22 protein-coding genes and 1 tRNA gene are annotated in these 22,833 nt (G+C 56.7%); 6 read left to right on the top strand and 17 right to left on the bottom strand.

Translation table 11 applies throughout. The annotated features are described in order from the left end of the window. Positions 1–127 precede the first annotated feature (127 nt). A complete protein-coding gene (locus FYJ78_RS06175; RefSeq protein ID WP_154620521.1) occupies positions 128–1,312 on the top strand; it encodes an iron-containing alcohol dehydrogenase in 1,185 nt (394 codons plus the stop codon). 146 nt (positions 1,313–1,458) lie between these two features. On the opposite strand, the gene FYJ78_RS06170 is transcribed toward FYJ78_RS06175, so the two are convergent. From FYJ78_RS06170 to FYJ78_RS06160, 3 genes are all read right to left on the bottom strand, one after another. Further along, positions 1,459–3,537, bottom strand: coding sequence for a methyl-accepting chemotaxis protein (locus FYJ78_RS06170; RefSeq protein ID WP_195847885.1), 2,079 nt, complete (start codon positions 3,535–3,537; stop codon positions 1,459–1,461). A 231-nt stretch (positions 3,538–3,768) separates the two neighbouring features. After that, entirely contained in the window at positions 3,769–4,527 is a 759-nt protein-coding gene (locus FYJ78_RS06165; RefSeq protein WP_206671380.1) for an SGNH/GDSL hydrolase family protein, read from the bottom strand. Positions 4,528–4,670: 143 nt separating this feature from the next. Then, positions 4,671–4,746 (bottom strand) — tRNA-Gln (locus FYJ78_RS06160). Positions 4,747–4,963: 217 nt separating this feature from the next. Here FYJ78_RS06160 and FYJ78_RS06155 point away from each other — a divergent pair. Continuing rightward, entirely contained in the window at positions 4,964–5,326 is a 363-nt protein-coding gene (locus FYJ78_RS06155) for a PTS glucitol/sorbitol transporter subunit IIA (RefSeq protein ID WP_154620519.1), read from the top strand. 165 nt (positions 5,327–5,491) lie between these two features. Here the strand turns inward: FYJ78_RS06155 and FYJ78_RS06150 are convergent, their stop codons facing one another. The 11 genes from FYJ78_RS06150 to FYJ78_RS06100 all read right to left on the bottom strand — a co-directional run bounded on the left by FYJ78_RS06150 (position 5,492) and on the right by FYJ78_RS06100 (position 15,869). Further along, positions 5,492–7,210: a methyl-accepting chemotaxis protein gene (locus tag FYJ78_RS06150; RefSeq protein WP_154620518.1), complete on the bottom strand. Its 1,719-nt coding sequence runs from the start codon at positions 7,208–7,210 to the stop codon at positions 5,492–5,494. A gap of 67 nt (positions 7,211–7,277) precedes the next feature. After that, complete coding sequence (locus FYJ78_RS06145; RefSeq protein ID WP_154620517.1) at positions 7,278–7,502, bottom strand: hypothetical protein; 225 nt, start codon at positions 7,500–7,502, stop codon at positions 7,278–7,280. A gap of 65 nt (positions 7,503–7,567) precedes the next feature. Next, a complete protein-coding gene (locus FYJ78_RS06140) occupies positions 7,568–8,605 on the bottom strand; it encodes a LacI family DNA-binding transcriptional regulator (protein WP_154620516.1) in 1,038 nt (345 codons plus the stop codon). 161 nt (positions 8,606–8,766) lie between these two features. Beyond that, entirely contained in the window at positions 8,767–9,441 is a 675-nt protein-coding gene (locus FYJ78_RS06135) for a uracil-DNA glycosylase (protein WP_154620515.1), read from the bottom strand. Positions 9,442–9,461: 20 nt separating this feature from the next. Next, entirely contained in the window at positions 9,462–10,448 is a 987-nt protein-coding gene (folK, locus tag FYJ78_RS06130) for a 2-amino-4-hydroxy-6-hydroxymethyldihydropteridine diphosphokinase (RefSeq protein ID WP_154620514.1), read from the bottom strand. Continuing rightward, complete coding sequence (gene folB / locus FYJ78_RS06125) at positions 10,445–10,807, bottom strand: dihydroneopterin aldolase (protein ID WP_154620513.1); 363 nt, start codon at positions 10,805–10,807, stop codon at positions 10,445–10,447. The genes folK and folB overlap by 4 nt, the downstream gene beginning before the upstream one ends. Before the next feature lie 31 nt (positions 10,808–10,838). Further along, complete coding sequence (gene folP / locus FYJ78_RS06120) at positions 10,839–11,684, bottom strand: dihydropteroate synthase (protein WP_154620512.1); 846 nt, start codon at positions 11,682–11,684, stop codon at positions 10,839–10,841. After that, on the bottom strand, positions 11,684–12,256 hold the full coding sequence (folE, locus tag FYJ78_RS06115) for a GTP cyclohydrolase I (protein WP_154620511.1): 573 nt from the start codon (positions 12,254–12,256) through the stop codon (positions 11,684–11,686). The genes folP and folE overlap by 1 nt, the downstream gene beginning before the upstream one ends. 188 nt (positions 12,257–12,444) lie before the next feature. Beyond that, complete coding sequence (locus FYJ78_RS06110; protein WP_154620510.1) at positions 12,445–12,630, bottom strand: ferredoxin; 186 nt, start codon at positions 12,628–12,630, stop codon at positions 12,445–12,447. A 184-nt stretch (positions 12,631–12,814) separates the two neighbouring features. Continuing rightward, positions 12,815–14,203 (bottom strand): aspartate ammonia-lyase, encoded by a 1,389-nt coding sequence (locus FYJ78_RS06105; RefSeq protein WP_154620556.1) that lies wholly within the window; start codon positions 14,201–14,203, stop codon positions 12,815–12,817. A 235-nt stretch (positions 14,204–14,438) separates the two neighbouring features. Continuing rightward, the gene (locus tag FYJ78_RS06100; protein WP_154620509.1) at positions 14,439–15,869 is read right to left on the bottom strand and encodes a DASS family sodium-coupled anion symporter; all 1,431 of its coding nucleotides are present in this window, start codon (positions 15,867–15,869) and stop codon (positions 14,439–14,441) included. Positions 15,870–16,060: 191 nt separating this feature from the next. On the opposite strand from FYJ78_RS06100, the gene FYJ78_RS06095 reads away from it, so the two are divergent. Together FYJ78_RS06095 and FYJ78_RS06090 are read left to right on the top strand one after the other, a co-directional pair. Next, the gene (locus FYJ78_RS06095) at positions 16,061–17,404 is read left to right on the top strand and encodes a sensor histidine kinase (RefSeq protein ID WP_154620508.1); all 1,344 of its coding nucleotides are present in this window, start codon (positions 16,061–16,063) and stop codon (positions 17,402–17,404) included. Further along, on the top strand, positions 17,401–18,273 hold the full coding sequence (locus tag FYJ78_RS06090) for a response regulator (RefSeq protein WP_154620507.1): 873 nt from the start codon (positions 17,401–17,403) through the stop codon (positions 18,271–18,273). The genes FYJ78_RS06095 and FYJ78_RS06090 overlap by 4 nt, the downstream gene beginning before the upstream one ends. Positions 18,274–18,313: 40 nt before the next feature. Here the strand turns inward: FYJ78_RS06090 and FYJ78_RS06085 are convergent, their stop codons facing one another. Further along, a complete protein-coding gene (locus FYJ78_RS06085; RefSeq protein WP_154620506.1) occupies positions 18,314–19,309 on the bottom strand; it encodes a LysR family transcriptional regulator in 996 nt (331 codons plus the stop codon). Between the two features lie 147 nt (positions 19,310–19,456). Here FYJ78_RS06085 and cuyB point away from each other — a divergent pair, with 147 nt between their 5' ends. Together cuyB and FYJ78_RS13075 are read left to right on the top strand one after the other, a co-directional pair. Beyond that, complete coding sequence (gene cuyB / locus FYJ78_RS06080) at positions 19,457–20,173, top strand: cysteate racemase (RefSeq protein ID WP_154620505.1); 717 nt, start codon at positions 19,457–19,459, stop codon at positions 20,171–20,173. 163 nt (positions 20,174–20,336) lie between these two features. Continuing rightward, positions 20,337–20,462, top strand: coding sequence for a hypothetical protein (locus FYJ78_RS13075; protein WP_268878422.1), 126 nt, complete (start codon positions 20,337–20,339; stop codon positions 20,460–20,462). Between the two features lie 135 nt (positions 20,463–20,597). Here FYJ78_RS13075 and ptsP read toward each other — a convergent pair whose 3' ends face one another. Together ptsP and FYJ78_RS06065 are read right to left on the bottom strand one after the other, a co-directional pair. Continuing rightward, positions 20,598–22,310 carry a phosphoenolpyruvate--protein phosphotransferase gene (gene ptsP, locus FYJ78_RS06070; protein WP_154620504.1) on the bottom strand — a complete coding sequence of 571 codons (1,713 nt, stop codon included), beginning with the start codon at positions 22,308–22,310 and terminating at the stop codon, positions 20,598–20,600. Positions 22,311–22,474: 164 nt separating this feature from the next. After that, positions 22,475–22,741: an HPr family phosphocarrier protein gene (locus FYJ78_RS06065; RefSeq protein WP_154620503.1), complete on the bottom strand. Its 267-nt coding sequence runs from the start codon at positions 22,739–22,741 to the stop codon at positions 22,475–22,477. Between the last annotated feature and the right edge of the window lie 92 nt (positions 22,742–22,833).

The following is a 22,833-nucleotide window of genomic DNA, read 5'->3' as shown; positions in this document are numbered from 1 at the left end:
ATTGGTCTGTTTTTGTCAAAACGGACAAAGGGTTTTTCCCTTTCCGGCAGGAAATCCCTTTTGTCGGCGCGAACATCAATAGTATATTGTTTTTATCATCGGTACTACGTTCGGGGAGGTACTTTTCATGCAAAGTTTTCAGTTTCAATGTCCTACCGAAATCCTTTTTGGCCGCGGCGCAGAGGAAAAGGTCGCAGAGAAGCTGCGCGAGCGCGGAGCAAGCCGCATCTTTATCGTCTACGGCGGCGGCAGTGTCATCCGCAGCGGACTGCTGGCCCGCATTGAATGTATTCTGACCTCGGCCGGGCTGGCGTTCCGCGTACTCGGCGGCGTCCAGCCCAATCCGCATCTTTCTCTGGTCCGCGAGGGCATACGCGAGGCTCTGAGCTTCCATGCCGATTTCATTCTGGCCATCGGCGGAGGCAGCGTGATCGATTCGGCCAAGGCCATCGCCCATGGTACGGCGAACCCCGGCACCGATGTATGGGATTTCTGGACCGGACGCGCCCACCTCACGAAGTCCATGCCGATAGGATCCATCCTGACACTGGCGGCGGCGGGCAGTGAAACCAGCGATTCTGCGGTTCTCACCAACGAAGATACCCATAAGAAAGTAGGGCTGAACAGCCCGTTCAACCGTCCGGCTCTTGCGTTCATGAATCCCGAGCTTACCTTCACGGTCCCGCACCGGCAGCTTGTCTGCGGCATCTCCGATATTCTCATGCACACGATGGAACGATATTTCACCAGCGTCAAGGAGTCCAATGAGTTCACCGATCTCGTCGCTGAGGCCCTGCTCCGAAACGTCATTGCCCAGTCGAAAATCGCCGTCGCCGATCCAACCAATTATGACGCCATGAGCGAAATCATGTGGTGCGGCAGCGTCTCCCATTCCAATTTCACCGAACTTGGCCGCGGCAAAGACTTCTCCTGTCATAAGCTCGGGCATGAACTCAGCGGCGCATTTGACGTCACACACGGCGCTTCGCTGACGAGTCTCTGGGGCGCATGGGCCGACTATGTCTGTCCGGACGATCCGGCCCGTTTCGCAAAATTCGCTGAGCGCGTCTGGGAGATTCGTTCCGGCAGCGCCGAAGAAAAAGCCCATGCCGGCATTCAGAAAACCGTCGATTATTTCCGCTCTCTCGGTATGCCGGTCTGCTTCAGCGAGCTCGGCATCGGCGTTCTTTCCGACGATGCGATCGCGGCGCTCGCCGACAGCTGCACCGCCGGCGGCACGAAAACGATCGGCAGCTTCCATCCCATCGATCGGGCGGCAGCCATCGCGATCTACCAGAAGGCCAACCACTGAGCCTTTCCTCCGTCAAAACGCTGCTGCAGGAAAAGAGGGTATGCCCCCGGCAGGACCATTTGTTTTCTGGTCCTGCCGGGAAAGCATACCCTCTTCGTTTTACCGATATGACGATACGGAAAAGATCCGCCGATTCCGCATTTCGCTCAGAACTTGAATTTTCCCGCTTCCTTCTGAAGATGTTCCGCCATATTGGCCAGATTCTGGCTTGAAGCGGCGATTTCCTCCATCGTAGCGGACTGTTCTTCCGTCGCAGCGGAGATGGACGAGATGTTTTCCGTCACATTTCCCGTCGCCGTGTCAACGTCCTCGGAGCCTTTCAATACTTCGCGGCTCGCCTCCGCCACAGCGGCGGCGTTCTGCGCCGATTCTTTGACGAGACGATCGACCTCGGCGACATGCTCCGCAATCTGCCGGAACTGGCTGCCCGCTGAACTCACGACATCGCTTCCTACGCGGACTTCCTCCGTGCCGGTATTCATCGCCTGAACGGCGCGCTGCGTGACCCGCTGCACCTCGCTGATGGTTTTGGCAATTTCCTCGGCAGCCTCGCCGGACTGCGCGGCAAGCTTGCCGACCTCGCCGGCAACGACAGCGAAGCCGCGTCCATGCTCCCCTGCGCGCGCCGCTTCGATGGAGGCGTTAAGCGCGAGGAGATTCGTCTGCTCGGCAATTTCCTGAATCGTATTGACGATCTCGCCGATGTGTTCGGAGCTCTTGTCGAGTTCCGCTACCGCGTGAGCCGAGCCTTCGACCGTCATGCGGATCTTTTCCATCTGCTGGACGGCGCCGTCAATGGATTTGCCACCCTCGCCGGCCGCTTCGCCTGCCTGCCCGGATGCGTCGCTGATGCGCGCCGAAGTCCGGGCTATGCCGGTGACCTTGTCGGTCATCGTGCGGATGCTGGTGACCACCTCATCGATCGTCTCTTTCTGCTTCGCCGCGGACGCGGCAATATCGGACACCTGCTCCGCAACGTGCGTGATCGTCTCCGCTACCTGTTCGACCCCTTCCGACATCTGCTGCGAGGCCGTTGTGACATCATCCGCACTGCCCTTCACCTGACCGAGCAACGCACCGAGCTGGCCGGCCATCGCATGGAAGGACTGCGCCAGACGGCCGATTTCATCCTTCGTCTGCACGCGGATTTCCGTATCGCGCAGATCTCCGCCCGCGATGCGCTCCGCCGCCTGCTCCAGTTCGCGGATCGGCCGCACGATCGCACTGGACAGACCGTTTGCCGCGAAGAAGATAAGCAGCAGCGTCACAAGGAATACCGCCGCGATCACCCAGCGCAAATGTACGGCATTGGCCAGGACCTGCGCGCGGTCGACAACGACAAGATACTGATAGCCCGTTTTCTCCGACTGGTACGCAACGACGTATTTATCCGCACCGTCGAGCGCGACTTCCTGCGGCTCCCGGCTGGAAAGATCGACCTTTGACAGACCGCCGAGATCCGCCTCGCTGAGCTTGGTAAACGCCTTGTCCTCATGCTTCGGGTCCGCAATGATGACGCCGTCCGGATCCAGCATCATGATATAGCCTGTCTCACCGATTTTGATGCCGCCTATCCGGTCCGTTATCACCGGCAGGTCGACATTGAGTCCCAAAACGCCGAGCGCCTCGCCGTTCATGCTCCTGACGACGGTGAAAAGACCAATCGTCGGCGTTCCCTTCGAAGTCTTAAACGGCTTGGTAACGCTCACGCCGCTGCCGCCTATGTTGTTTGTAAACCAGTCGCGCTGACGGGAGTCGTAGCCTTTTTTGCGCTTGACGGCAGGATATTGGAGAAATCCGCCGTCCGTCGTACCGTAGCTGACGACGGAAACGGAGTCCTTGTTCGCCTGACCGTAGCGCTCAAAGAGATGATACGCCGATGCTTCAAAGCCGCCTTTGGCATCCGGATCCATCGCGATCATGCCGTCCGCTCCCGGCGCGCCGGCCGACTCGTCCATATAGCGCGTGATCGTGCCGCCCTGACGGAGCAGCGGATCGTTCGCGAGATTGACAAGACCGCCCCTGAGTCCGTCGATAAAGGTCGCCACCATCATATCGACCTGCTCTGCCTCGCGTCCCGCGCTCTCCGAAAAATCCGAACGCTCATTGCTGACGACGAGCTGATTCATGATCAGCGCAAGGATCAGCATCGCCGCGACAAAAACCAGCGTCACGCAGGCCATGATCTTCTGCTTGATCCCCAATTTCCCTAAAACATGATCCATAACATCCATCCCCTTCCTAAAAACATCCCATGCAGACAGCATGTCTTTTCTCTCGTTTTCTATTATATCGCATGAAGCATTTTGGTTAAATACCTGCCTGTCATCCATCCTTCCCATCTCAGATTTTCGGGAAATGACGCGTATTCTTTTTTATTGGTGATTATTGAGTTTCCCGTCCCGACCATCCTGCGCAGCAGCTCCATCGTTTCACCCGCACGATCGCCGAATCCCTCAGCCCAGGAACCGCCGCAGTTCTCCGCCGATGCGCTCCGCGAGCCGCTCATAGCCGGCCTCGCTGTAATGCAGCCCATCCGGCATGTACCGCTTCTGCTGGGCGGGCAGGAACGGCGAAATGCCGCTTTCCGCATAGAGGTCGATAACCGGTACGCTGTAATAATCACAGATCTTCCGAATCGCCGCCGCATAATCCGCCTGAATCAGACCCTGCGCGTTCTTATCAAAAGACCCCGGATAATGCTTGGTCGGATGCTGAAAGTTATTTTTCATCGGCGTCAGAAAGATCAGCTTCCGATCCGGATACCGCGTGAGAATGCCTTCGATGATATGGCGGACCGCGCCGCATACCGTATGCGTATCTTCCTCCCCGGCGCTGCCGAGCGGCACATCATGCTGAAAGTCATTCACCCCGCCCAGGACCAGAAAAAGATCCGCCGGTTTTGCCAGCACCTGATCCAGACGTTCTACAAAGCTGTCCTTCCGCTCTGCCGTCACTGCCAGCCGCGACCCCTTCTTGCCAAAATTATAGACCTCACGGAACCCCATTTTTTCCTTGAGCCTGCCCGGCCAGGCGATGTCCATGCCGCCTCCGGACGCTTCTCCGTTGGCTCCCCAGGTCGTCGAATCGCCAAAGCAGCTTACCACATAATCGGAGGCAGCACCGGCTGACGTCCGTTCCGGCGCCGTAAGGCTGCTCAGCACCAAAGCCGCTGCTCCGGCTCCCATTGTACGAATAAATGTCCTGCGTTCCATTCCGTTCCTCCTTATTTATTGCGATTGAATGTTATTGGTGTAACCATTTACATTTTATCATAAAGAGATACTAAGAATCAATAAGAACCTCATGTCCCGCACATACAAAAAAAGCACCGCCTCCGCGGTGCTTCATCATTCCATGGCAGGGGTAGCTGGACTCGAACCAACGCATGCGGGATTCAGAGACCCGTGCCTTACCAACTTGGCGATACCCCTGTAAAACAAGCATTTCTGCTGTCAACATAAAATATTATACGCAAAAGATCCCTGCCTGTCAACTCTTTTTTATCCGATTTCGGGAATTTTCGGCAAACCAAGCAAAAAATCGGGCAAATGTCCCCGCTTTTCCGGATAAAAATATGATATAATGAAGCGGGATGCAAAATAGGGGAAATTGTGTACTATCTCTATACACTCTGGAGGAATGAACGGTATGGATATCAAGTATGATGTATCGATTACAGCTATCGGCAATCTGGCCCGGACGTTTTTGGAAAACAACAACAGCGCCATTCTGCTGGATGAGGACGTCCGCCCGAATCTCGCCGACATGGTCATTGAACATACGCCCGGCGAACTCAAGGAGGACATCAAGAAGGGTGACAAACTGCTGATGGGCGGAATCAAGTTCACGGTTGAAAAGGTCGGAGACGCCGCCAATGATACGATCCGCGAGGAAGGACACTGCACGCTGGTCTTCAATGCCGAGGGATCGATGCCCGGCCAGATCATCGTCAAAGGCCCGGCTCTGCCGACTCTGAGCAACGGCGCCCATATCACCTTTACGAAAAAATAACACACAGGTAAAACGGTGCTGCTGCACGAGGAATATACTCCCCCTATGAGTGATCGTTAAAAATAAAACGGTCATCATAGGGGGAGTTTTCATGTCACAACTATGTTCTAATGGCCTTTTGATGGGGCCGTGTATTATGTGCAGCAGCCCCTTTCGCCACCTGTATCAATACTGGAATTTCTGCAGCGATTCCGTAAGCTCCTGCGCGAGCTTCGAAAGGCTCTCGCTCGCCGTGGCGATCTCGCCGGCAGAGGCGGACTGTTCCTCCGTCGCTGCGGAAACGTTCTCCATCTCGCTCGATACCGTCGTACCCTGTGCATCGATCTCCTGCATCTGGTTGGAAATATTGTTCGTCCCGTCGTTTACCTTCTTGATTTCCGCCGCCATCGCATTCGCTTCCTTTGAGACGCCGTCGACAAAGACGCGAATCTCCTCGAACGACTGTCTGAGGCTCTCCACGGAAGCAGCTCCATCGGCGACAGCCTGACTGCCGTCCTGCATGGAGGAGACCGCCGCAGCCGTATCTTTCTGGATTGCGGTGATGAGGTCAGCGATCTTCTGCGCGGCCTGCGCCGATTCCTCGGCGAGCTTGCGTACCTCGTCCGCGACAACAGAGAAGCCGCGGCCGTGTTCGCCCGCACGCGCCGCCTCGATGGCCGCATTGAGTGCAAGAAGGTTCGTCTGCTCGGCGATGGAGCCGATGGTCTCGACGATGGTGCCAATCTCCTGCGAACTCTTACCGAGCTTGTCGACAATCTGTGCGGACTGCTGCACGGTCGTTTCGACGCTCTTGATGCGCGCGACTGAGCCAGCAACGGCCTCGCTGCCCTTGTCGGCGCGCTCATACGCCTCCTGGGCATGCGCGGCGACACGCTCGGCCTGATGGTGCATCTTGCCGACGGAATCATTCGCCTCCGTCACTGCCTGTGTACCCTTTTCGACCTCGCCTTCCTGTGCCTGTACGGCATCTGCCGCACGCTGTACGGACTCCGCAACCTGCGCCGAAGCCTGCGCTGACTGCTCAGAGCTTGCGGAAAGTTCCTCACTCGCCGCCGCGATCTGACTTGCGGAGTCGTTCGTATTGTGCATGAGCCGGTTGAGACTTACCTGCATCTCAGCGATGGTCGCCGCCATATCGCCGAACTCATCGCCGCGCGTCACCGTATGTTCGACGAGGCGGAAATCACCATTCTTGAGATTCTCGCACGTCTTCTGCATCTCGTGGAGCGGGCGCGTGATCTCGCGCGAGATCCAGAGTGCCGTCCCCACAAGCACAACAAGCGCCAGAATCCCCTCGAGGATCATGTTGCGCGTCGCCTCGCCCGCCTTCGTGAGGTTGCGCTGGTAGACCTCCTCTGCGTTGTCGATGGTCATCTTCTGGAGTTCCTTGATTGGCTTGCCGGCGGCCGAACTATTCGCCTGCCCATCCTTAAAATAGAGCTCGCGTGCCTCGTCGTTCTTACCCTCCTTGACGAGCGACTCGATCTGCTTGCCCGTCTTGTAAAGGCCGTCCCATGCCTTGCTCGCTGCGTCGATGCGCTCTGACACGCCATCGATCCCCTTTACATTATCCATATAGGCGTCCATCGTGTCGTGGAAACGGCTGTTGATGCTCTCGATGGTCTTGATGTTCTTCTGCTGCACCGCCGCGTCTTTGCTGTCCGCGAGGTTCAACTCATGCGTCTGCATGTCGCGCATGAGATACTTCATCTCATCAACCGACTGCAGATTCTTAAGCTTCTGATTATACATCTTGCTCATGCGATAGTTTGCCTGATCAAGCATACTATATCCCGTATAACCGACAAAGAGCAGCGCAACCGCCGCAATGACCGCAAGGATCAGAATCTTGAACGATACCCTGATGTCATTGATCCACCTCATAAAAACCCTTCCTTTCTCATTCCATAATAACTATTTTTCCCTGCATGCCGGACTTTCGTTCAGCACTTCATGCCTTTGCCGGATGATGTTTAAGCCAGAAAGGCCGCGGTGTCTGATAGCCATCAGCGTAATTCTCCTTTGTCTTGATGGGAAAATCTCCGTAATCATAGTCATCATACGCCATATAGACGTCATCCATGAAAAGGTTTTTATCGACGTTGAAACAGTTGAACGCGTTCAGGAAGTCGCCCTTCTTCGCCCGTCCATAGCGTAGTCCCTCCTTCTTCTTCAACTGGAATTTCTTACGATTTCCAGCATGCTGAATCCTTGATTCAAAACCAGTCTCTTCTTTATGGTTCAGGTCATCCCGTTCATGGAAGCGGGCTGTTCCGGCTCACAGGCCTTCGTCAGATTGCGGACGCTTTCGCGCTCCACAAAAAACAGCGGAACGTCCATGCACTCTTCCACCGGCTTGTTCTGCAGCAGATCCAACATATATCTGGCCGCCTTCATCCCCACCAGCTCGTAGTCGAAGGCAACGGTGGTCAAAGCCGGGTATACGACGGCTCCGACTTCATAGCCGCCAAAGCCGGCGACGGAAATCTCCTCGGGGACTTTTATGCCGCGTTCATGAAAATAACGCAGGATGCCCAGACTGATGTTGTCCGTCGCGCCGACGACAACGGTAGCCTGACAGCGGCGGACTTCCTCCGCCTGATTGTAGGCCGACAGAAAATCAAATCCGGTTTCCACAAAGTCCACCCTCGCATTGCGGCGTCCCTCGGTAAATGCCTCAATGAACCCCTGCTTCCGGTCGATGCCGACGGCGGTATCCCGTTCGCTGACCCCGGCAAAAACCGCGCGGCAATGCCCCATCTGGCGCAGGTACGCGCCCATCATACGCCCGGCCGCCCGGTCATCCAGCTTGACGTAATGAACTCCCTCGTGCTTTTGTCCGGTATAGAGGATGGGCAGCGCTGATTCCCTGCCCAGACGGATATGTTCCCGCGTGATCCCCACCGAATCGACAAGGATGCCGTCTACGCCCTGCTGCTGCAGGTTGCGGATATTCTCCAGCTCCTTGCTGACCGAAAGCTGGCTCACCAGCAGAATACCCTGATAACCGGCCGGCTCCAGCACCCGGCCGATACCGGCCAGCAGCTTCCCGACCGTGACCGAATCCATCCGGGGCAGCACGATACCGATCAGCTTGCTCTCTTTGGTTTTGAGGCGTCTGGCAAAGAAATTGGACTGAAATCCGGTCTTCTCGATCGCCCTGCGTACCCGTTCCTGCTTCTCCAGACTGATATAGCCATGATTCAAATAGCGGGAAACCGTACTTTTTGACACGCCTGCAAGCTCCGCTACATCCTTGATTGTCTTCTTCTGCTCCATATTCCTACCCCTGTCTCATGATCTGCGCCACTGACGTCCAAGACGCGGCAGCGGCACGTATCTTTGGTATTATCTTAGGCGATTTTTTCGGAAAAGGCAAGGAGAAATCAAGGTGAAACACCGAAACGTCCCGCACAAAAACGGGCGCTGAATCAGTCACGTTAAAGATCCGGAAGCTGCCAGTCAATCGGCTGCTGTCCGGTGCTCTTGAGAAAGTCGTTGACCCGCGAGAAGGGATGGCTGCCGAAAAAGCCGCGGCTGGCCGAAAGCGGGCTGGGATGCGGGGATTCAACGATATAATGTCTGGGATTGGTAATCATCGCCTTCTTGCGCCGCGCCGGAGTTCCCCAAAGGATAAACGCCATCGGCTTTTCCCGTTCGTTCAGCAGGGAGATGATTTTATCCGTGAAAATCTCCCAACCCTTCCCATGATGCGAGTTGGCCTGATGCTCACGGACGGTCAGCACGGTATTGAGCAGCAGCACGCCCTGATCGGCCCAGGGACGGAGACAGCCGTTATTCGGCACGCGGCAGCCGAGATCATCCTGCAGTTCCTTAAAAATATTGATCAATGAAGGCGGCGGCTGAACGCCCGGCATGACCGAAAAGGACAGGCCATGCGCCTGCCCCGGCCCATGATAGGGATCCTGCCCGAGAATGACTACCTTGGTATCCGCGTAGCTCGTATAATGCAGTGCATTGAATATCGCAAACATGTCCGGATAGATCCGGTGCGTACGGTATTCGCTGATCAGGAACTGACGCAGCTCCTGATAATACGGCTTTTTCAGCTCCTCGTTCAAGTACTGCGCCCAATCATTATGAAAGATTTCCATGCCCACGCTTCCTTTCTCCGTCATGCTCTCTGCCAGCATTGGAACGTACAGGCCCTGCCTCTTTCTTCCTGCTGCAGCCGAAACCCCTGAAGATCCGGCAGAAAGCAGTCCGCGCCATGCTCACCGGGCAGACGGGTCAGACGAATCTCGCCGATATACGGCCAAAGAGTCCGGCAGGTCTGTGCGCCGCCGATGCACCAGTTCCCGCGTCCCGGCTCATCGCGCCGGAGCCGGCCGAGAAGCTGCCAAAGCTGCTTCTCGTTCCGGCAGACCTGAAATCCCTGCGGGACATCTGCCCCGGAGGACAAAACCACATTGATCCTGCCCGGAAGCGGCCGGCCGCCGGGCAGGCTTTCCATCGTCCTGCGGCCCATGATGATCGTCTGCCCCATCGTTTGCGCCCGAAACCGGGCCATATCCTCGTCCAGCTTCATGAGCAGCTGCCCGTTCCGGCCCATCCCGCGCGCTTCATCCACCGCGACGATCAGCTTCAGCGGATAAGGCTCGTCAAGCTCCGGCGCCGGAACGACTGCCTGCCCGGCAATCTCATCGCGGCGGCACCACGCCGCGATGCTTCTACCCTGCACGATCAGCTGCGGCGCGATGTCGCGAAGCGGGATGAGCACAAAGGCCCGCTCCGTAAGATAAGGATGCGGCAGGTTCAGCTCCCCGGTACGGCACACGGTTCCCTCCGCAGCCAGCATATCGATATCGATCGTGCGCGCGCCCCAATGCTCATGGCGGACCCTGCCGAGCTCCCGTTCAATCCGCTGCAGCCTGTGCAGCAGTTCGAGCGGCGCCAGCCCGGTGCGAACTTCTGCAGCCGTATTGATAAAGCCCGGCTGATCCGTCTTTCCCCACGGCGCTGTTTCATAAAACGGCGCCGTTTGAAGCAGATCGGTTTCCGGCAGCGCGGCAATACGGCGCAATGCTTCGCGGATGGTTTCTCCCCGATCGCCGAGATTTGCGCCAAGACTCAGCCATATCCGGCGCTGCACATCATTCATGAACGCGACCTCGCAATATGAACCGCCGCATCGCGGAACGGGCCGCCAAGCGGTGCGGACGGCTTATGCACCGTCACGTCCAGACGCTGAACCCCCAGCTCTTCGCGAAGGATCGCCGCGGCAATCCGCTCCGCCACCGTCTCAATCAGGCGGACCGGTTCCCCCTCCACGACAGCGCGGACCGTCTCATAAACCGACGCATAGTTGATCGTCGCCGATAAATCATCCGTTTCGCCGGCTTTCTGCAGTTCGGCATATATTGTAAGGTCAATGAAAAAATGCTGTCCTTTTTCCCGTTCCTCCGGCAGACAGCCATGGTATCCATAAAAATCCATACCGGTCAGGGTAATCTGATCCATATCCGCTTTGCTTCCTTTCCGACAAAACCGATCAGCCGTTCAAAACCGCATCGGCCATGCGGCACATGCGCACGATGGGTTTCACATCATGAACGCGCACGATATCCGCTCCCTTGGCGATTCCCAGAACACAAGTCGCCCCGGTCGCCTCCATCCGCTCTTCTACCGGCAGGCCGAGCGCCGCGCCGATAAAGCTCTTGCGGCTGGTGCCGAGCAGCAGCGGATACCGGACTCCGTCGATCTCCAAAAGCTCCTGCTGGCGGCGCAGCACCTCAAGATTCCCCTCCGGCGTCTTGCCAAAGCCGATCCCCGGATCGAGGATAATGTTTTCGCGCGGCACGCCGGCCCGTTCGCCGATGGCCAGCGAACGGCGGAAAAAGTCTTTCATCGACGCGATGATATCGCCCGGATACTCCTTGCCATCCTGATTGTGCATGACTACGATCGGCAGCCCCGATGAAGCGGCCACTTCCGCCATCCGGCCCGGTTCTTCCGCATACTGCATGCCCCAGATGTCATTAAGCATATCCGCCCCCGCGGCGGCCGCTTCCCTTGCCGTTTCCGCTTTGAACGTGTCCACAGAAATCGGGACCGGACACTCGCGGACCAATGCGTCCAAAAACGGCATCAGGCGTTCGATTTCCTGCGCGGCCGGCATCGTCACAAACCCCGGACGGCTGGACTCCGCGCCGATGTCAATGATGTCAGCGCCGACCCGGACCATTTCCTCCATGTGCTTCAGCGCACGGTCCACGGTATTCCAACGGCCGCCGTCGGAAAAGGAATCCGGCGTTACATTGAGGATCCCCATCACCAGCGTGCGCTTTCCGAGTACCAGCTGTTTGCCATGTTTAAGCGTATAAGTGCGGCTTGTCATTACGATTTTTCTCCTCCCAGTATCATCCATGCCTGATGATAGAGCGCGGAATCCGCCCGGAACACGCCGTTGCATTCCGATGTGACGGTCCGCGTGCCATGCGCGAGGTCGCCTCGCATGGTCATACAGAGCTGTTGGGCCTCAACCGTGACCAGCACGCCCTTTGCGCCAAGGTCATGCCGCACGGCGGCAGCGATCTGCGCCGTCAGCCGCTCCTGCAGCTGCGGCTGATGAGACAGGATTTCCACGAGCCGGGAAAACTTGCTGAATCCGGCCACCTTGCCGGCCTCCGGCAGGTAGACGAGATTCACTTCGCCGAAAAACGGCACCAGATGATGCTCGCACATCGAATAAAACGGAATATGGCGCACCGCCACCATCCCATCTGAACCGGCATCAAACGTCTCCCCCCAGATCGGCGCGGTATCCAGACCGATCCCGTTGAATAAGAACTGGTACATCTTCGCCACCCGTTCCGGCGTCTTTTCCATTCCCCGGGCTTCGAGATCCACCCCGACAGCCTCCAGAAAATCGCGCATCGCCCGGACTGCCTTTTCATTCGTTTCGCTCATGTCACCTGTCCTCTCAGTATAGGTTTCAGGGCCTGACGCCCTTCCTTTATCCGATGCTAAGGGGCGCTAAAAATCTCCCGCCTCTTCGGGCGGGAGATAAGCGCCCCTAAAGCATCGGATAAGTTTCACTTTATATGATATACTAGAAACACCTCCCTGTGAAGGGAGGTGTTTCATTTTGTCCGGATTCATTTCACCGTGATCGCACCGACCGGGCAATCCTCGGCCGCCTGTTTCGCGTCGTCCACGCAGTCCGGCGGAAGCTCCTGCCAGCCTTCGGCCAGCCCGTTTTCGGCCATGCGGAAGCCCTCCGGACAAGAACCGGCGCACATACCGCACCCGACGCACAGATCCTGATCGACATATCCTTTCATGACAAAACCACTCCTTTATTTATCCTTACTATCGTTTACCGGTCTCTTCCCCTTCATTGTATTCGTCCCCATGCGCGGTTTCTGTGATAATCGTTACAAAAAAGAAAGAAACGAACGGCGGATACCCGTAACGGATATCCGCCGCTCGTTTTGTGTATGGAAATAGAGTTCAGAAACGCTGAGCTCAGCCGGCGATGCCCGGCGTCGTCATCTGCTTGGGAGAAAGAATCTTTTCCATCTTTTCCTTGGAAATCAGGCCTTTCTCCAGAATGACCTGACGAACCGGCTTGCCGGTATTGTATGCTTCCTTCGCGATCATGGCCGAATTTTCATAGCCGATATGCGGCAGCATGGCCGTGACCACACCGACGCTCTTGTCGAGCCATTCCTGGCACTGCTCACGGTTCGGCTCAAGATCGATGAGAAGCTTGTCGACAAAGGTATCGACTGCGTTCGTCATATATTTCATGGAGTTGAACATGTTGAAGCTGATGACCGGCTCCATGACATTGAGTTCAAACTGACCGTTTTCCACGCCCAGAGAAACCGCCAGATCGTTCGCAATAACCTGATAGCAGGCCTGATCGAGGACCTCCGCGATAACCGGATTAACCTTGCCCGGCATGATGGAAGAGCCCGGCTGACGCTTCGGCAGTTTCAGCTCATTGAGTCCGCAGCGCGGGCCGGAAGCCATCAGGCGGAAATCGTTGGCCATTTTAATGAGGACAAGCGCCGTCGTCTTCATGGCACTCGACACATCCGAGAAGCCGTCCGTATTGTTCGTCGCGTCGATGATGTTGTCCGCCGTGCGATACGTCTCGCCCGTTACCTCCGTCATGGTTTCCGCCACCTTGCGGATGTATTCCGGCTCCGCATTGAGTCCCGTACCGACGGCCGTACCGCCCATGTTGATGATATGGATTTCCTCGATGGCATGATCGATGCGGCGAATCCCGCGGCGGACGGCCGACGCATACGAGCCCATTTCCTGCCCGAGCGTAATGGGAACCGCATCCTGCAGATGCGTGCGCCCCATTTTGAGAATATCCTTGTATTCCTCGGATTTTTTGTCCAGCTCATCAGCCAGCCGGGCCAGCGAAGCCGTAAGCTTTTTGGCCTTATGGCTCAGGCAGACCTTGATGGCCGTCGGGAATGCGTCGTTCGTCGACTGCGCCATGTTGGCATGGTTGTTCGGCGAGATGATATCATAGCTTCCCTTTGGCTTGCCGATGAGTTCCAGCGCCCGGTTGCAGAGCACTTCATTGACGTTCATATTGACCGACGTTCCCGCGCCGCCCTGAATGGGATCCACCGGGAACTGATCCAGCATCTTGCCCGCGATGATCTCGTCGGCAGCTGCCACCAGCGCTTCGCCGATCTTCTTGTCCAGCCGTCCCGTTGCCATATTGGCCAATGCCGCAGCTTTCTTTACCTTGGCAAAAGACTGAACAAAGTCCGAGTCAATGACTTGTCCGGTGATCTTGAAGTTGTCGATGGCACGCATCGTCTGCACGCCGTAGTATACCTCGTCCGGTACCTGAAGTTCTCCCAGAAAATCGTGTTCTTTTCTCATGATCTTCACGTTCCTTTCTCTCTGCCGCTTTCGGCGGCAATCCAAAATCCTTATTTCATCCAACGGATCAAGCCTCATCGCAGTCCCTGCCGACACATGGAAACGCACGGCAAACGCAATGCTGTTTTTCTCTTTCTGTCTATATTGTATCATGTATACAAAATACATGCAAGTACATTTTGCAAAAATAGTCCTCTATAATTGCACATTATTATCATGCAATTGTGAAAATTTATTACAGCATACCCAAAACCTTCATGACCGGCAGTCCGACGCCCATCCAGACCACGATATGAAGGACCGTAACGATGAATCCGATTTTCCACCATTGTCCCTGTCCCATGAAGCCCGCGCCAAAGAAGATCGGCGTCACGCCGCATCCATAGTGCGTGAGGAAGGAGGCGCTGTTGCAGAGCGCGCCCAGAAGAATCAGCACGCCGAGCACAGGCGCTCCGGCCGATACCAGAATCGTCGCAAAGGCGGCAAACAGGGCCATGATATGCGCGCTGTTGCTGGCCAGCAGATAATGCGCAAAGGTATAGACGAGGCACAGGACGATCAGCATCGTCATCCACGGCATCCCCGCAAACTGAGCGGACATCGCGCCGGCGAACCATTTCATCAGGCCGAATTTCGACAGATATGCCGCCATATTCACCAGCACGCCCATCCAGACCAGAACATCCCAGGCGCCATGCTGTTTCGTGATATCCGACCAGTCAAGGATGCGCGTCAGCAGCATCGCCGAAAGGCCGAGCAGAGCAACGAAGGCCGAATCAATATGATGGATGGAGCCAGTCGCCCAGAGGACCAGCGCCGAAGCGAAAATCACACAGAGGATCTTCTCCTTCCCGGTCATCGCGCCCATGCGGCTCAGCTCTTCCCGGGCCAGCTGCATGGTTTCCGGCGTCTCCTTCAGCTCGGGATCGATGAGCTTGTAAAGCAGATACGGCGTCGCGATGGAAAGAATCAGTCCCGGGATGATGCAGGCCGCAAACCACGCCCCCCAGCCAATCGAAGTTCCGAAGATTTCCTGCGCCAGCGTATTGCAAAGCACGTTGTTCGAGGCGCCGGTCAGGAAGATGCAGGCCGAAGTGATGACCGCAGCATACGCGCTGAACATAAGGAAAGCGCCGGTGCGCCGGTTCTTCCCTGACTCGGCATCCGCGCCGATTGCCGCCGTAACGCTGCGAATGATCGGATAAATGATCCCGCCGCCGCGCGCCGTATTAGACGGAGTGAACGGGGCAATGATAAAGTCCGCCGCGCTCATGACATAGGCAACGCGCAGCGAGCTCTTGCCGAACCGCGACAGCAGCAGATAAGAGATCCGCTTGCCCAGTCCGGTCTTGATGAAGCCTTCCGCAAACATGAAGGCGGAAACGATGAGCCAGATCGTCGTGTTGGAAAAGCCGGCCAGCGCTTCGCCCGCCTTCATGATCCCGAGCAGCGGCAGCAACGTGCAGGCGATAATGGCGATTGCGCCGATCGGCATCGGCTGCAGGATAAAGCCCGCGATGGTCGCAATGAAAACTGCCAGCAGCCCCCAGGCCTGCGGCCCGACTCCGTCCGGAGCCGGGATAAACCAGATGGCCGCTCCGATGGCCACACAGAGGATACCGCGAAGCAGGGGCCCCATCCCCTGCCCATTCTTTTTCTCTGACATGTTTAACCTCCTTGAATCCAGTCATGGACTCCCTCAGATTTGACTTATGGTTCTATTGATGGTATTAATATAATATGCTTCCTACGCGAAACTACGAAATCCGATATCCTTGCGACAAAAATTTTTTGATAATTTTTATTTGTCATTAAAATAATACGCGTATTCCTGTATACATAAAAAGGAGCCTTCTCATGGAAAAGAATCCGGACCGCCACGACTGGATGGTCTTTGCGTTTATGCTCATTCTGGTTCCGCTGGCCGGGGAGCCGAAGTTCCATCCGTTCAGCGGCGATTTCTCAGCCTTCCGCGTGAGTTTCGGCTCCCCGGTTTTCCTGCTGTTTCTGCTGTGGCTCCAGCATTTCCCGCGGATGATGCTGGGCTGTTCGGCGGGCATCGGCGTCATGCTGTTCCGGGCCGGGCTCGACGCTGCCGGAGGGCTTCCGCTGCCGGACGCTCTTTTTATTCACATCCCGAACTTTTTCTATTACTTTGCCTACGCCCTGTTCTTTGCCCGGCCCAGCCTGTCCCGCCAGACCATCTACACACAGGCGCTGGCCATCGCCGGATGGGCGGTCTTTGCCGAGGTTCTGGCCAGCGTCGCCGAGCTGGCGGCGATGCAGGCGCTGGCTTTCCGGGAGCATTACCGCCTGACGATTCCCATGCTGCTCCGCCTGCTCGGCATCGCGATTCTCCGCTGCTTCTTTATCCTCTCCTTCTTCTTTCTGTTCCAGCTTTATAATACGGAAGTGCAGCTGCGGCGCAAAACCAAGGAGAAGAACCGCCTTTCCCTGCTCATCTCCGGATTATACGAGGAAGTTTTCACGCTGCGCTGTGCCCTGCAGAGTGCGGAAACCGTTACCCGCGACTGCTATGCGGTTTACGAAACGCTGCGGTCGCGCGCCAAAAGCCCCGAAGAGGAAGTCACGGCCATGGAAGTTCTGCGCATCGCCGGAGAATGTCATGAGATCAAGAAAAATCACCAGCGCATCCTCGCGGGCCTGCAGGGGCTTACCAGCAACCGCCACGTCGACGATTACCTCCCTCCGGACCGGATCGCCCGCCTCCTGATTCACGTCCAGCAGAAATACGCCCGCTCGCTCGGCAAAGACATCGCCTTCCGCAGCGATGTCTCGCCCGATCTTCCGCCGCTGCATGTCTTTCTTCTTCTTTCCATGCTGAACAATCTGGCGGCCAACGCCGTCGAGGCGATCGGGCAGAAAGGAACCATCTCCCTGCGCATCGAGGAACTACGCGCCGAAGACCGGCTGATCCTGCATCTCGACAATACCGGCAGTTTTATCCCGCCGCGCCGCCTTCCTCAGATTTTCCGGCCCGGATATACCACAAAATTCGACAGCAGCGGCAAGGCCTCCAGCGGCGTCGGCCTGACCTATGTCCGGCAGCAGACCCAGTCGCTTGGCGGCACGATCGCCATCGACTCCGACGGGAAAAACCGGGTGTCCTGCACCATCGCCCTGCCCTGCCATAAGCTCCGCCAACCCGCAATCTCCGATACAGAAAGGAAAAATCCATGAATATCTTACTCATAGACGATGATGAAGCCGTGCGCATGATGCTGCAGGACATCATCGAAGATTACCAGCTCGGCAGGATCGCCGCATCCCTGCCCTCCGCCATCGGAATGGACAACCATATGCTGGCCCGCCTTTCCGCCGATATCCTGATCATCGACATGCTCATGCCCGATCTCGATGGGATCCGGGCCGTCGATACCATACGAAAAGGCTTTGCCGGCAAAGTCATCATGCTCTCTCAGGTGGAAAGCAAAGACCTCGTCGGCAAAGCCTACGAGCACGGCATCGATTACTATATCACCAAGCCGCTCAACCGCAATGAAATTGTCCGCGTCCTCCGCAACGTCAGCGAACACCTCCGTCTGGAATCCTTCGCACACAAGCTGAAACATTCGCTGGACAGCCTCGCGCCGCAGGACGCCGCTCCAAAAGCCCCGGCACCCTGCGCACGGCAGCGCGCACAGACCATCCTGCAGGAAATCGGCATCGGCACTGCCCCGGGCGCGCAGGATCTGCTGGACATCATCGACTGGCTGGAAGCCCATTCCGGAAGCATCCCCTCGCTGAAAGCCCTGTTCACCGCCGTCGCAGCGAGCCGCCCGGCCACAAGCGATGCCGGCCGTGAGGCAAAGGCCATGGAACAGCGTCTGCGCCGGGCTCTGTGTCAAGGCCATATCAGTCTGGCGGCCATGGGCGCAGTCGACTGCACCAACCCGCGCTTTGAAGACTACGCCCCGCGCTTTTTTGACTACACGGGCATCCGCAGCACCATGCGTCAGATCGAGCAGGAGGAAAAGCCCGACCCCGCCCGCATTCATATCAACCTGCGGAAATTCATCTCGGCACTGTACGATCAGGCCCATTCGTAGAAGGAGCCTGCCAGCCATAAATGGAGACTTATCCAAGGCTTTAGGGGCGCTTGTCTCCCTCCTCACAGACGGGAGTCTCAGCGCCCCTTAGCATCGGATAAAGCGCCAGCGCGCTCTGGATGAAGCGTTCCATCGCCCGCGTCCGGTAGCCCTTGTGCTGTACGGCCAGAAACGTCTCGCGCGTAGCGAGCGCACCTTCCAGCCGGTAATAGATCAGCCGCTCATCCGGCACGGACAGGCTGACGAGCGTATCGGTCAGAAACGTCGCGCCAATGCCCTGCCGGGCCATATGAAAGGCTGTCATGAGCTGGTTCAGATACAGCCTGACCGTCGGCTCCATCCCTGCGGCCTGAAACAAGCCGCGCGCGCGACGGTACATATCATTGCCGCGCCCCAGCAGCAGAAAATCCGTCTGCGCAAAGGCGGACAAAGGCACAGCCGGAACCTCCGCCGCCAGATGGCGTCCGGCCAGCACGTCCGCACGCCGGAGCTGCGCCTCGGAAAAGCGTGCATTGACCGCAAAATCCGCCGGAACAGCCAATAGCAGATGATCCACATAAAAGGGCATGATGTCGTACAGCGACGAATCGTAAATGCCGCTGTCTACGATAATATCCAGTTCTCCCGCCGATAATTTATGATAAAGATCCGCAGAATCCGACTCCGTTACCGAAAGCCGGATCTGCGGATATTTTTTGCTGAATGCCTCGATCATAGGCGGAAGAAAACAGGAAGCGAAAAAATTTGTTCCGCCGAGAGACAACGTCCCGCTTCCGCAGCCGGCCAGATCATCACAGTACCGCTGCAGATCGTGCCGGATACGGAAGATCCGGCCTGCCGCCTCGATATACGCCCGCCCGGCATCCGTCAGCTGCAGCGGCGTATGGCTGCGGTCAAAGATCGGCAGTCCGAGTTCCTTTTCCGCTTTCTTCACCGCGGCCGACAGCGCGGGCTGGGAAATAAACAAGCGCCGGGCGGCTGCAGAAAAGCTGCGCGCTTTCCACACCGCATAAACATAATCTATTCCTGAAAGCATGAATATTCTCCTTATTTTCCATCAAAAATTTTTATTGTTTTTATATTATTATATGTATTTGATTATATCATACCCCCATGTTATGCTGAAAGCAAGAAGACGCGATGAAATCTCGGCGAAAGCGGCAACAGCAAGGAGGAATACGCTATGAAAACCATCGGTATTATCGGCGGCATGGGCCCCATGGCAACGGCGGACCTGATGCAGAAAATCATTCTGGACACCGACGCCCGGGAGGATCAGGATCATATCCCCATGCTGATCGACAACAATACGGCCATCCCGGACCGGACGGCAGCCATTCTCGGTCAGGGACCCAGTCCGGTTCCCGAGCTGCTCCGCTCCGCGGACCGTCTGACCCGCGCAGGAGCGGATTTTCTCATCATGGGCTGCAATACCGCCCATTACTTCCTGCCGCTCATGATGCCGTATCTGAAGATCCCCGTCATCAGCATGATCGACGCCGCCGCCCGTTTCTGCCAGCGGCAGGGCTACCGGAAAATCGGCCTGCTGGCCTCGGCCGGAACCTGCCATGCCGGAGTTTATCAGCGTGCCCTGCAGCATGCCGGCATCCGCATCATCCAGCCCGATGAACGGCAGGAAATCGCCGTCCATGATATGATTTACCACGGCGTCAAAGCCGGCTGCAGCGCCTATGATACGACAGCCGTCCGCCGGGTGCTCAGCGAAATGGAGGCAGCGGGGGCCGAAGCATTCCTGCTCGGCTGCACGGAAATTCCGGTAGCGGTCAGCATGTACCATCTGGAAGGCCGTTTCATCGATGCGACCGAAGTTCTGGCCGAAGAAGCCATCGAAGCAGCCGGAGCAAGATCCAAAAAACATCTCGCCGCCATCCGGTGCTGAACGGCGGAAAAAACCGCCCCCTTTCCGGACAGAGTCCCGGTACCTATCCTCTTCACACGAACAGAAAGCAGACGGAGTGCTTGCATCCCGTCTGCTTTTTATTATAATGTTGTTGACTGTTATCATGACAGTAGACTTATTATTAAAATGAGGAGAAACATGTATGGAAGACATCGATGAGTCTACCTTGGCCGCCGCCCGAAGCGGCGTCGACATCATCTCGGTCGGCGCCCTGACGCACAGCGTACGGGCTCTCGACATCAGTATGGATATCGGACGGATAAAGTGAGACTAAACCCTCGGCTAAACGGCCGCCTCCGCGGAAAAGACCCCGCCGGAAAAAAAGATCTGCGCACAAGCGATGAGCTCATGCGCAGATCTTTTTCTTTTCCCTGCAGACAGGGGTTATTGTTTTTATTCCGGGTTACAGAATCTTGGCCAGATACGCCTTGATCTCGTCGCCGTCTTCCATCTTCATGACATCCGCCAGAATCTCCTTGGCCTTTGTCGAGCTGATATTGCGAATCTTTTCCTTGACGCGCGGAATGGACGGCGCGCTCATAGAAAGCTCATGAATACCCATCGCCATCAGCAGAACAGCCGCATTGGGATCGCTGGCCATCTCGCCGCACATGCCGGCCCAGATGCCATTTTCGCGCGCGCTGGTAATCGTGCGCTGAATCAGGCGGAGCACCGCCGGATTGAAATGATTGTACAGATAAGAGATATTGATATTGCCGCGGTCGCAGGCCAGCGTATACTGGACCAGATCGTTCGTGCCGATGGAGAAGAAATCCACATACTTGGCCAGAACCGGCGTCATGACTGCCGCAGCCGGCGTCTCAACCATGATGCCGACCTGAACATCATCGGCAAAAGCCTTGCCTTCATGCGTCAGCTCGACCTTTGCCTCCTCGATGAATTCCTTGACCTTCTTGAATTCCGAAACATTGATAATCATCGGAATCATAATGCCGACCTTGCCGAACTTTCCGGCGCGCAGGATCGCCTTGAGCTGCGGCAGGAAAAGATCGCGGCGCTGCAGGCTGATGCGGACGGCGCGATACCCGAGGAACGGGTTGTCCTCATGCGGGATATTGAGATACGGCAGCGGCTTGTCGCCGCCGATGTCCATCGTGCGAATGACACAGAGATTGCCGTTGCATTTTTCGACGGCTTCTTTATAGGCCTTGAACTGATCTTCCTCATTCGGAATATCCTGACGTCCCATAAAGACGAACTCCGACCGGAACAGGCCGACGCCCTCGGCACCGTAGTTCAGCGCGTTATCGACATCCATATGCGTGCCGATATTGGCCATGAGTTCGACCTTTACCCCGTCCGTCGTCACAGCCGGCAGATCCTTGAGCGCCGCATAATGCGCCGCCATCTCCTGCTGCTTCTTGAGCTTTTCCCTGTAGCTCTCCACTTCATCCTGATCCGGATTGATGACGATCCGTCCCACCTCACCGTCGATGATGACGTGATCCCCGTCCGCGATCTTATCGATGCGGTCCTCCTTATTCAGGCCAACGATCGTCGGGATTGCGCGGGCTTTGGCGATAATAACGGCATGCGCTGTCGTACTGCCCGAACCGAGCAGAACGCCGGCGATTTTATCCGTCGGCATACCGGCAATGACGGACGGCTCGATCTCACGGCCGCAGAGGACGACCTTTTCTTCGCCGATCTCCGGCTCCTTAACGCCAAGGATGTATTTGGCAATGCGCTTGCCGACATCGCGCAGATCCACCGCACGGGCAGAGAAATATTCATCGTTCATCTGCTCGAACATCTGGGCCTGCTCTTCCGCCGCCTTCAGCACCGCCCGCGGCGCGTTCGGGATCTCTTCGAGCTTCTCCTCGATCTTCTGCGCCATCATCGGATCCTGCACCATCATGCGGTGCGCTTCCATGATCGCCGCCTGTTCCGCCAGATCCTGCTTCTTCAGACGCTCGATGCTCTCGCGCAGCACCTCGGCCACCGCAGTCAGGGCAGCTTCCGCCTTGCCTCTTTCCGTTTCTTTATCATCCGGCTGATAATTGACCAGATACCCGTCCAGATTCTGTCCTGCCAGCATGATTTTTCCCATGGCAATACCGGAAATCACACCTTTGCCACGAATCGTTTCTGCCATTTCTTTCCCCCCTGAAAAAAACAATCCCCGTATCATACAATCGGACCGGTCCATACCGTCCTGCTGTTTCACAGCCTTTCCCGATGAAAGCATCCGCAAGAAAAGCCCTCCCCCGGAGCCCCGGCGGGAAGGCTTTCCATTCCGAGTACCGCAAGCCCGGGAAATTACTCCTCGCCGAACTTGGAAGCAACCAGATCTTTCAGTGCCTTGACTGCCTCTGCCTCATCCGGGCCATCGGCAACAATCGTGATCTCCGTCCCCTTGACCAGACCCATGCTCATAATCATGAGAATGCTCTTGGCATCTACCGTCTTGCCCTTGGCCTGAATCTGCACCTTGGATTTGAACTTCGTAGCCGTCTGAACAAAGATGGACGCCGGGCGGGCATGGATGCCGGTCTTGTTTTCGATGGTGATCGTTTCCTGAGTCATTTGAATCTCTCCTATCTGTTTGAAACACTCTTCGTTTCCTGCCCCGCAGGAATCAGCACGAATCTCGTCGAACTGCTTAGTAAATGATGCAA

The organism is Wylensekiella montiformis (genome assembly GCF_009697385.1).
Taxonomy (GTDB): Bacteria; Bacillota; Negativicutes; order Selenomonadales; family Selenomonadaceae; genus Selenomonas_A; species Selenomonas_A montiformis.
This window is presented reverse-complemented; position numbering and strand designations above follow the sequence as displayed.

Excerpts from the sequence above, each read along its gene's own strand:
- FYJ78_RS06105 (WP_154620556.1), bottom strand. The coding sequence starts at position 14,203 with ATGAGAAAAGAACACGATTTTCTGGGAGAACTTCAGGTACCGGACGAG.
- FYJ78_RS06170 (WP_195847885.1), bottom strand. The coding sequence starts at position 3,537 with ATGGATCATGTTTTAGGGAAATTGGGGATCAAGCAGAAGATCATGGCC.
- cuyB (WP_154620505.1), top strand. The coding sequence starts at position 19,457 with ATGAAAACCATCGGTATTATCGGCGGCATGGGCCCCATGGCAACGGCG.
- FYJ78_RS06090 (WP_154620507.1), top strand. The coding sequence starts at position 17,401 with ATGAATATCTTACTCATAGACGATGATGAAGCCGTGCGCATGATGCTG.
- FYJ78_RS06065 (WP_154620503.1), bottom strand. The coding sequence starts at position 22,741 with ATGACTCAGGAAACGATCACCATCGAAAACAAGACCGGCATCCATGCC.
- folP (WP_154620512.1), bottom strand. The coding sequence starts at position 11,684 with ATGACAAGCCGCACTTATACGCTTAAACATGGCAAACAGCTGGTACTC.
- FYJ78_RS06095 (WP_154620508.1), top strand. The coding sequence starts at position 16,061 with ATGGAAAAGAATCCGGACCGCCACGACTGGATGGTCTTTGCGTTTATG.
- folB (WP_154620513.1), bottom strand. The coding sequence starts at position 10,807 with ATGGATCAGATTACCCTGACCGGTATGGATTTTTATGGATACCATGGC.
- FYJ78_RS13075 (WP_268878422.1), top strand. The coding sequence starts at position 20,337 with ATGGAAGACATCGATGAGTCTACCTTGGCCGCCGCCCGAAGCGGCGTC.
- FYJ78_RS06100 (WP_154620509.1), bottom strand. The coding sequence starts at position 15,869 with ATGTCAGAGAAAAAGAATGGGCAGGGGATGGGGCCCCTGCTTCGCGGT.
- FYJ78_RS06155 (WP_154620519.1), top strand. The coding sequence starts at position 4,964 with ATGGATATCAAGTATGATGTATCGATTACAGCTATCGGCAATCTGGCC.
- folE (WP_154620511.1), bottom strand. The coding sequence starts at position 12,256 with ATGAGCGAAACGAATGAAAAGGCAGTCCGGGCGATGCGCGATTTTCTG.
- FYJ78_RS06110 (WP_154620510.1), bottom strand. The coding sequence starts at position 12,630 with ATGAAAGGATATGTCGATCAGGATCTGTGCGTCGGGTGCGGTATGTGC.
- FYJ78_RS06165 (WP_206671380.1), bottom strand. The coding sequence starts at position 4,527 with ATGGAACGCAGGACATTTATTCGTACAATGGGAGCCGGAGCAGCGGCT.
- FYJ78_RS06150 (WP_154620518.1), bottom strand. The coding sequence starts at position 7,210 with ATGAGGTGGATCAATGACATCAGGGTATCGTTCAAGATTCTGATCCTT.
- FYJ78_RS06085 (WP_154620506.1), bottom strand. The coding sequence starts at position 19,309 with ATGCTTTCAGGAATAGATTATGTTTATGCGGTGTGGAAAGCGCGCAGC.
- FYJ78_RS06140 (WP_154620516.1), bottom strand. The coding sequence starts at position 8,605 with ATGGAGCAGAAGAAGACAATCAAGGATGTAGCGGAGCTTGCAGGCGTG.
- FYJ78_RS06135 (WP_154620515.1), bottom strand. The coding sequence starts at position 9,441 with ATGGAAATCTTTCATAATGATTGGGCGCAGTACTTGAACGAGGAGCTG.
- FYJ78_RS06175 (WP_154620521.1), top strand. The coding sequence starts at position 128 with ATGCAAAGTTTTCAGTTTCAATGTCCTACCGAAATCCTTTTTGGCCGC.
- ptsP (WP_154620504.1), bottom strand. The coding sequence starts at position 22,310 with ATGGCAGAAACGATTCGTGGCAAAGGTGTGATTTCCGGTATTGCCATG.
- folK (WP_154620514.1), bottom strand. The coding sequence starts at position 10,448 with ATGAATGATGTGCAGCGCCGGATATGGCTGAGTCTTGGCGCAAATCTC.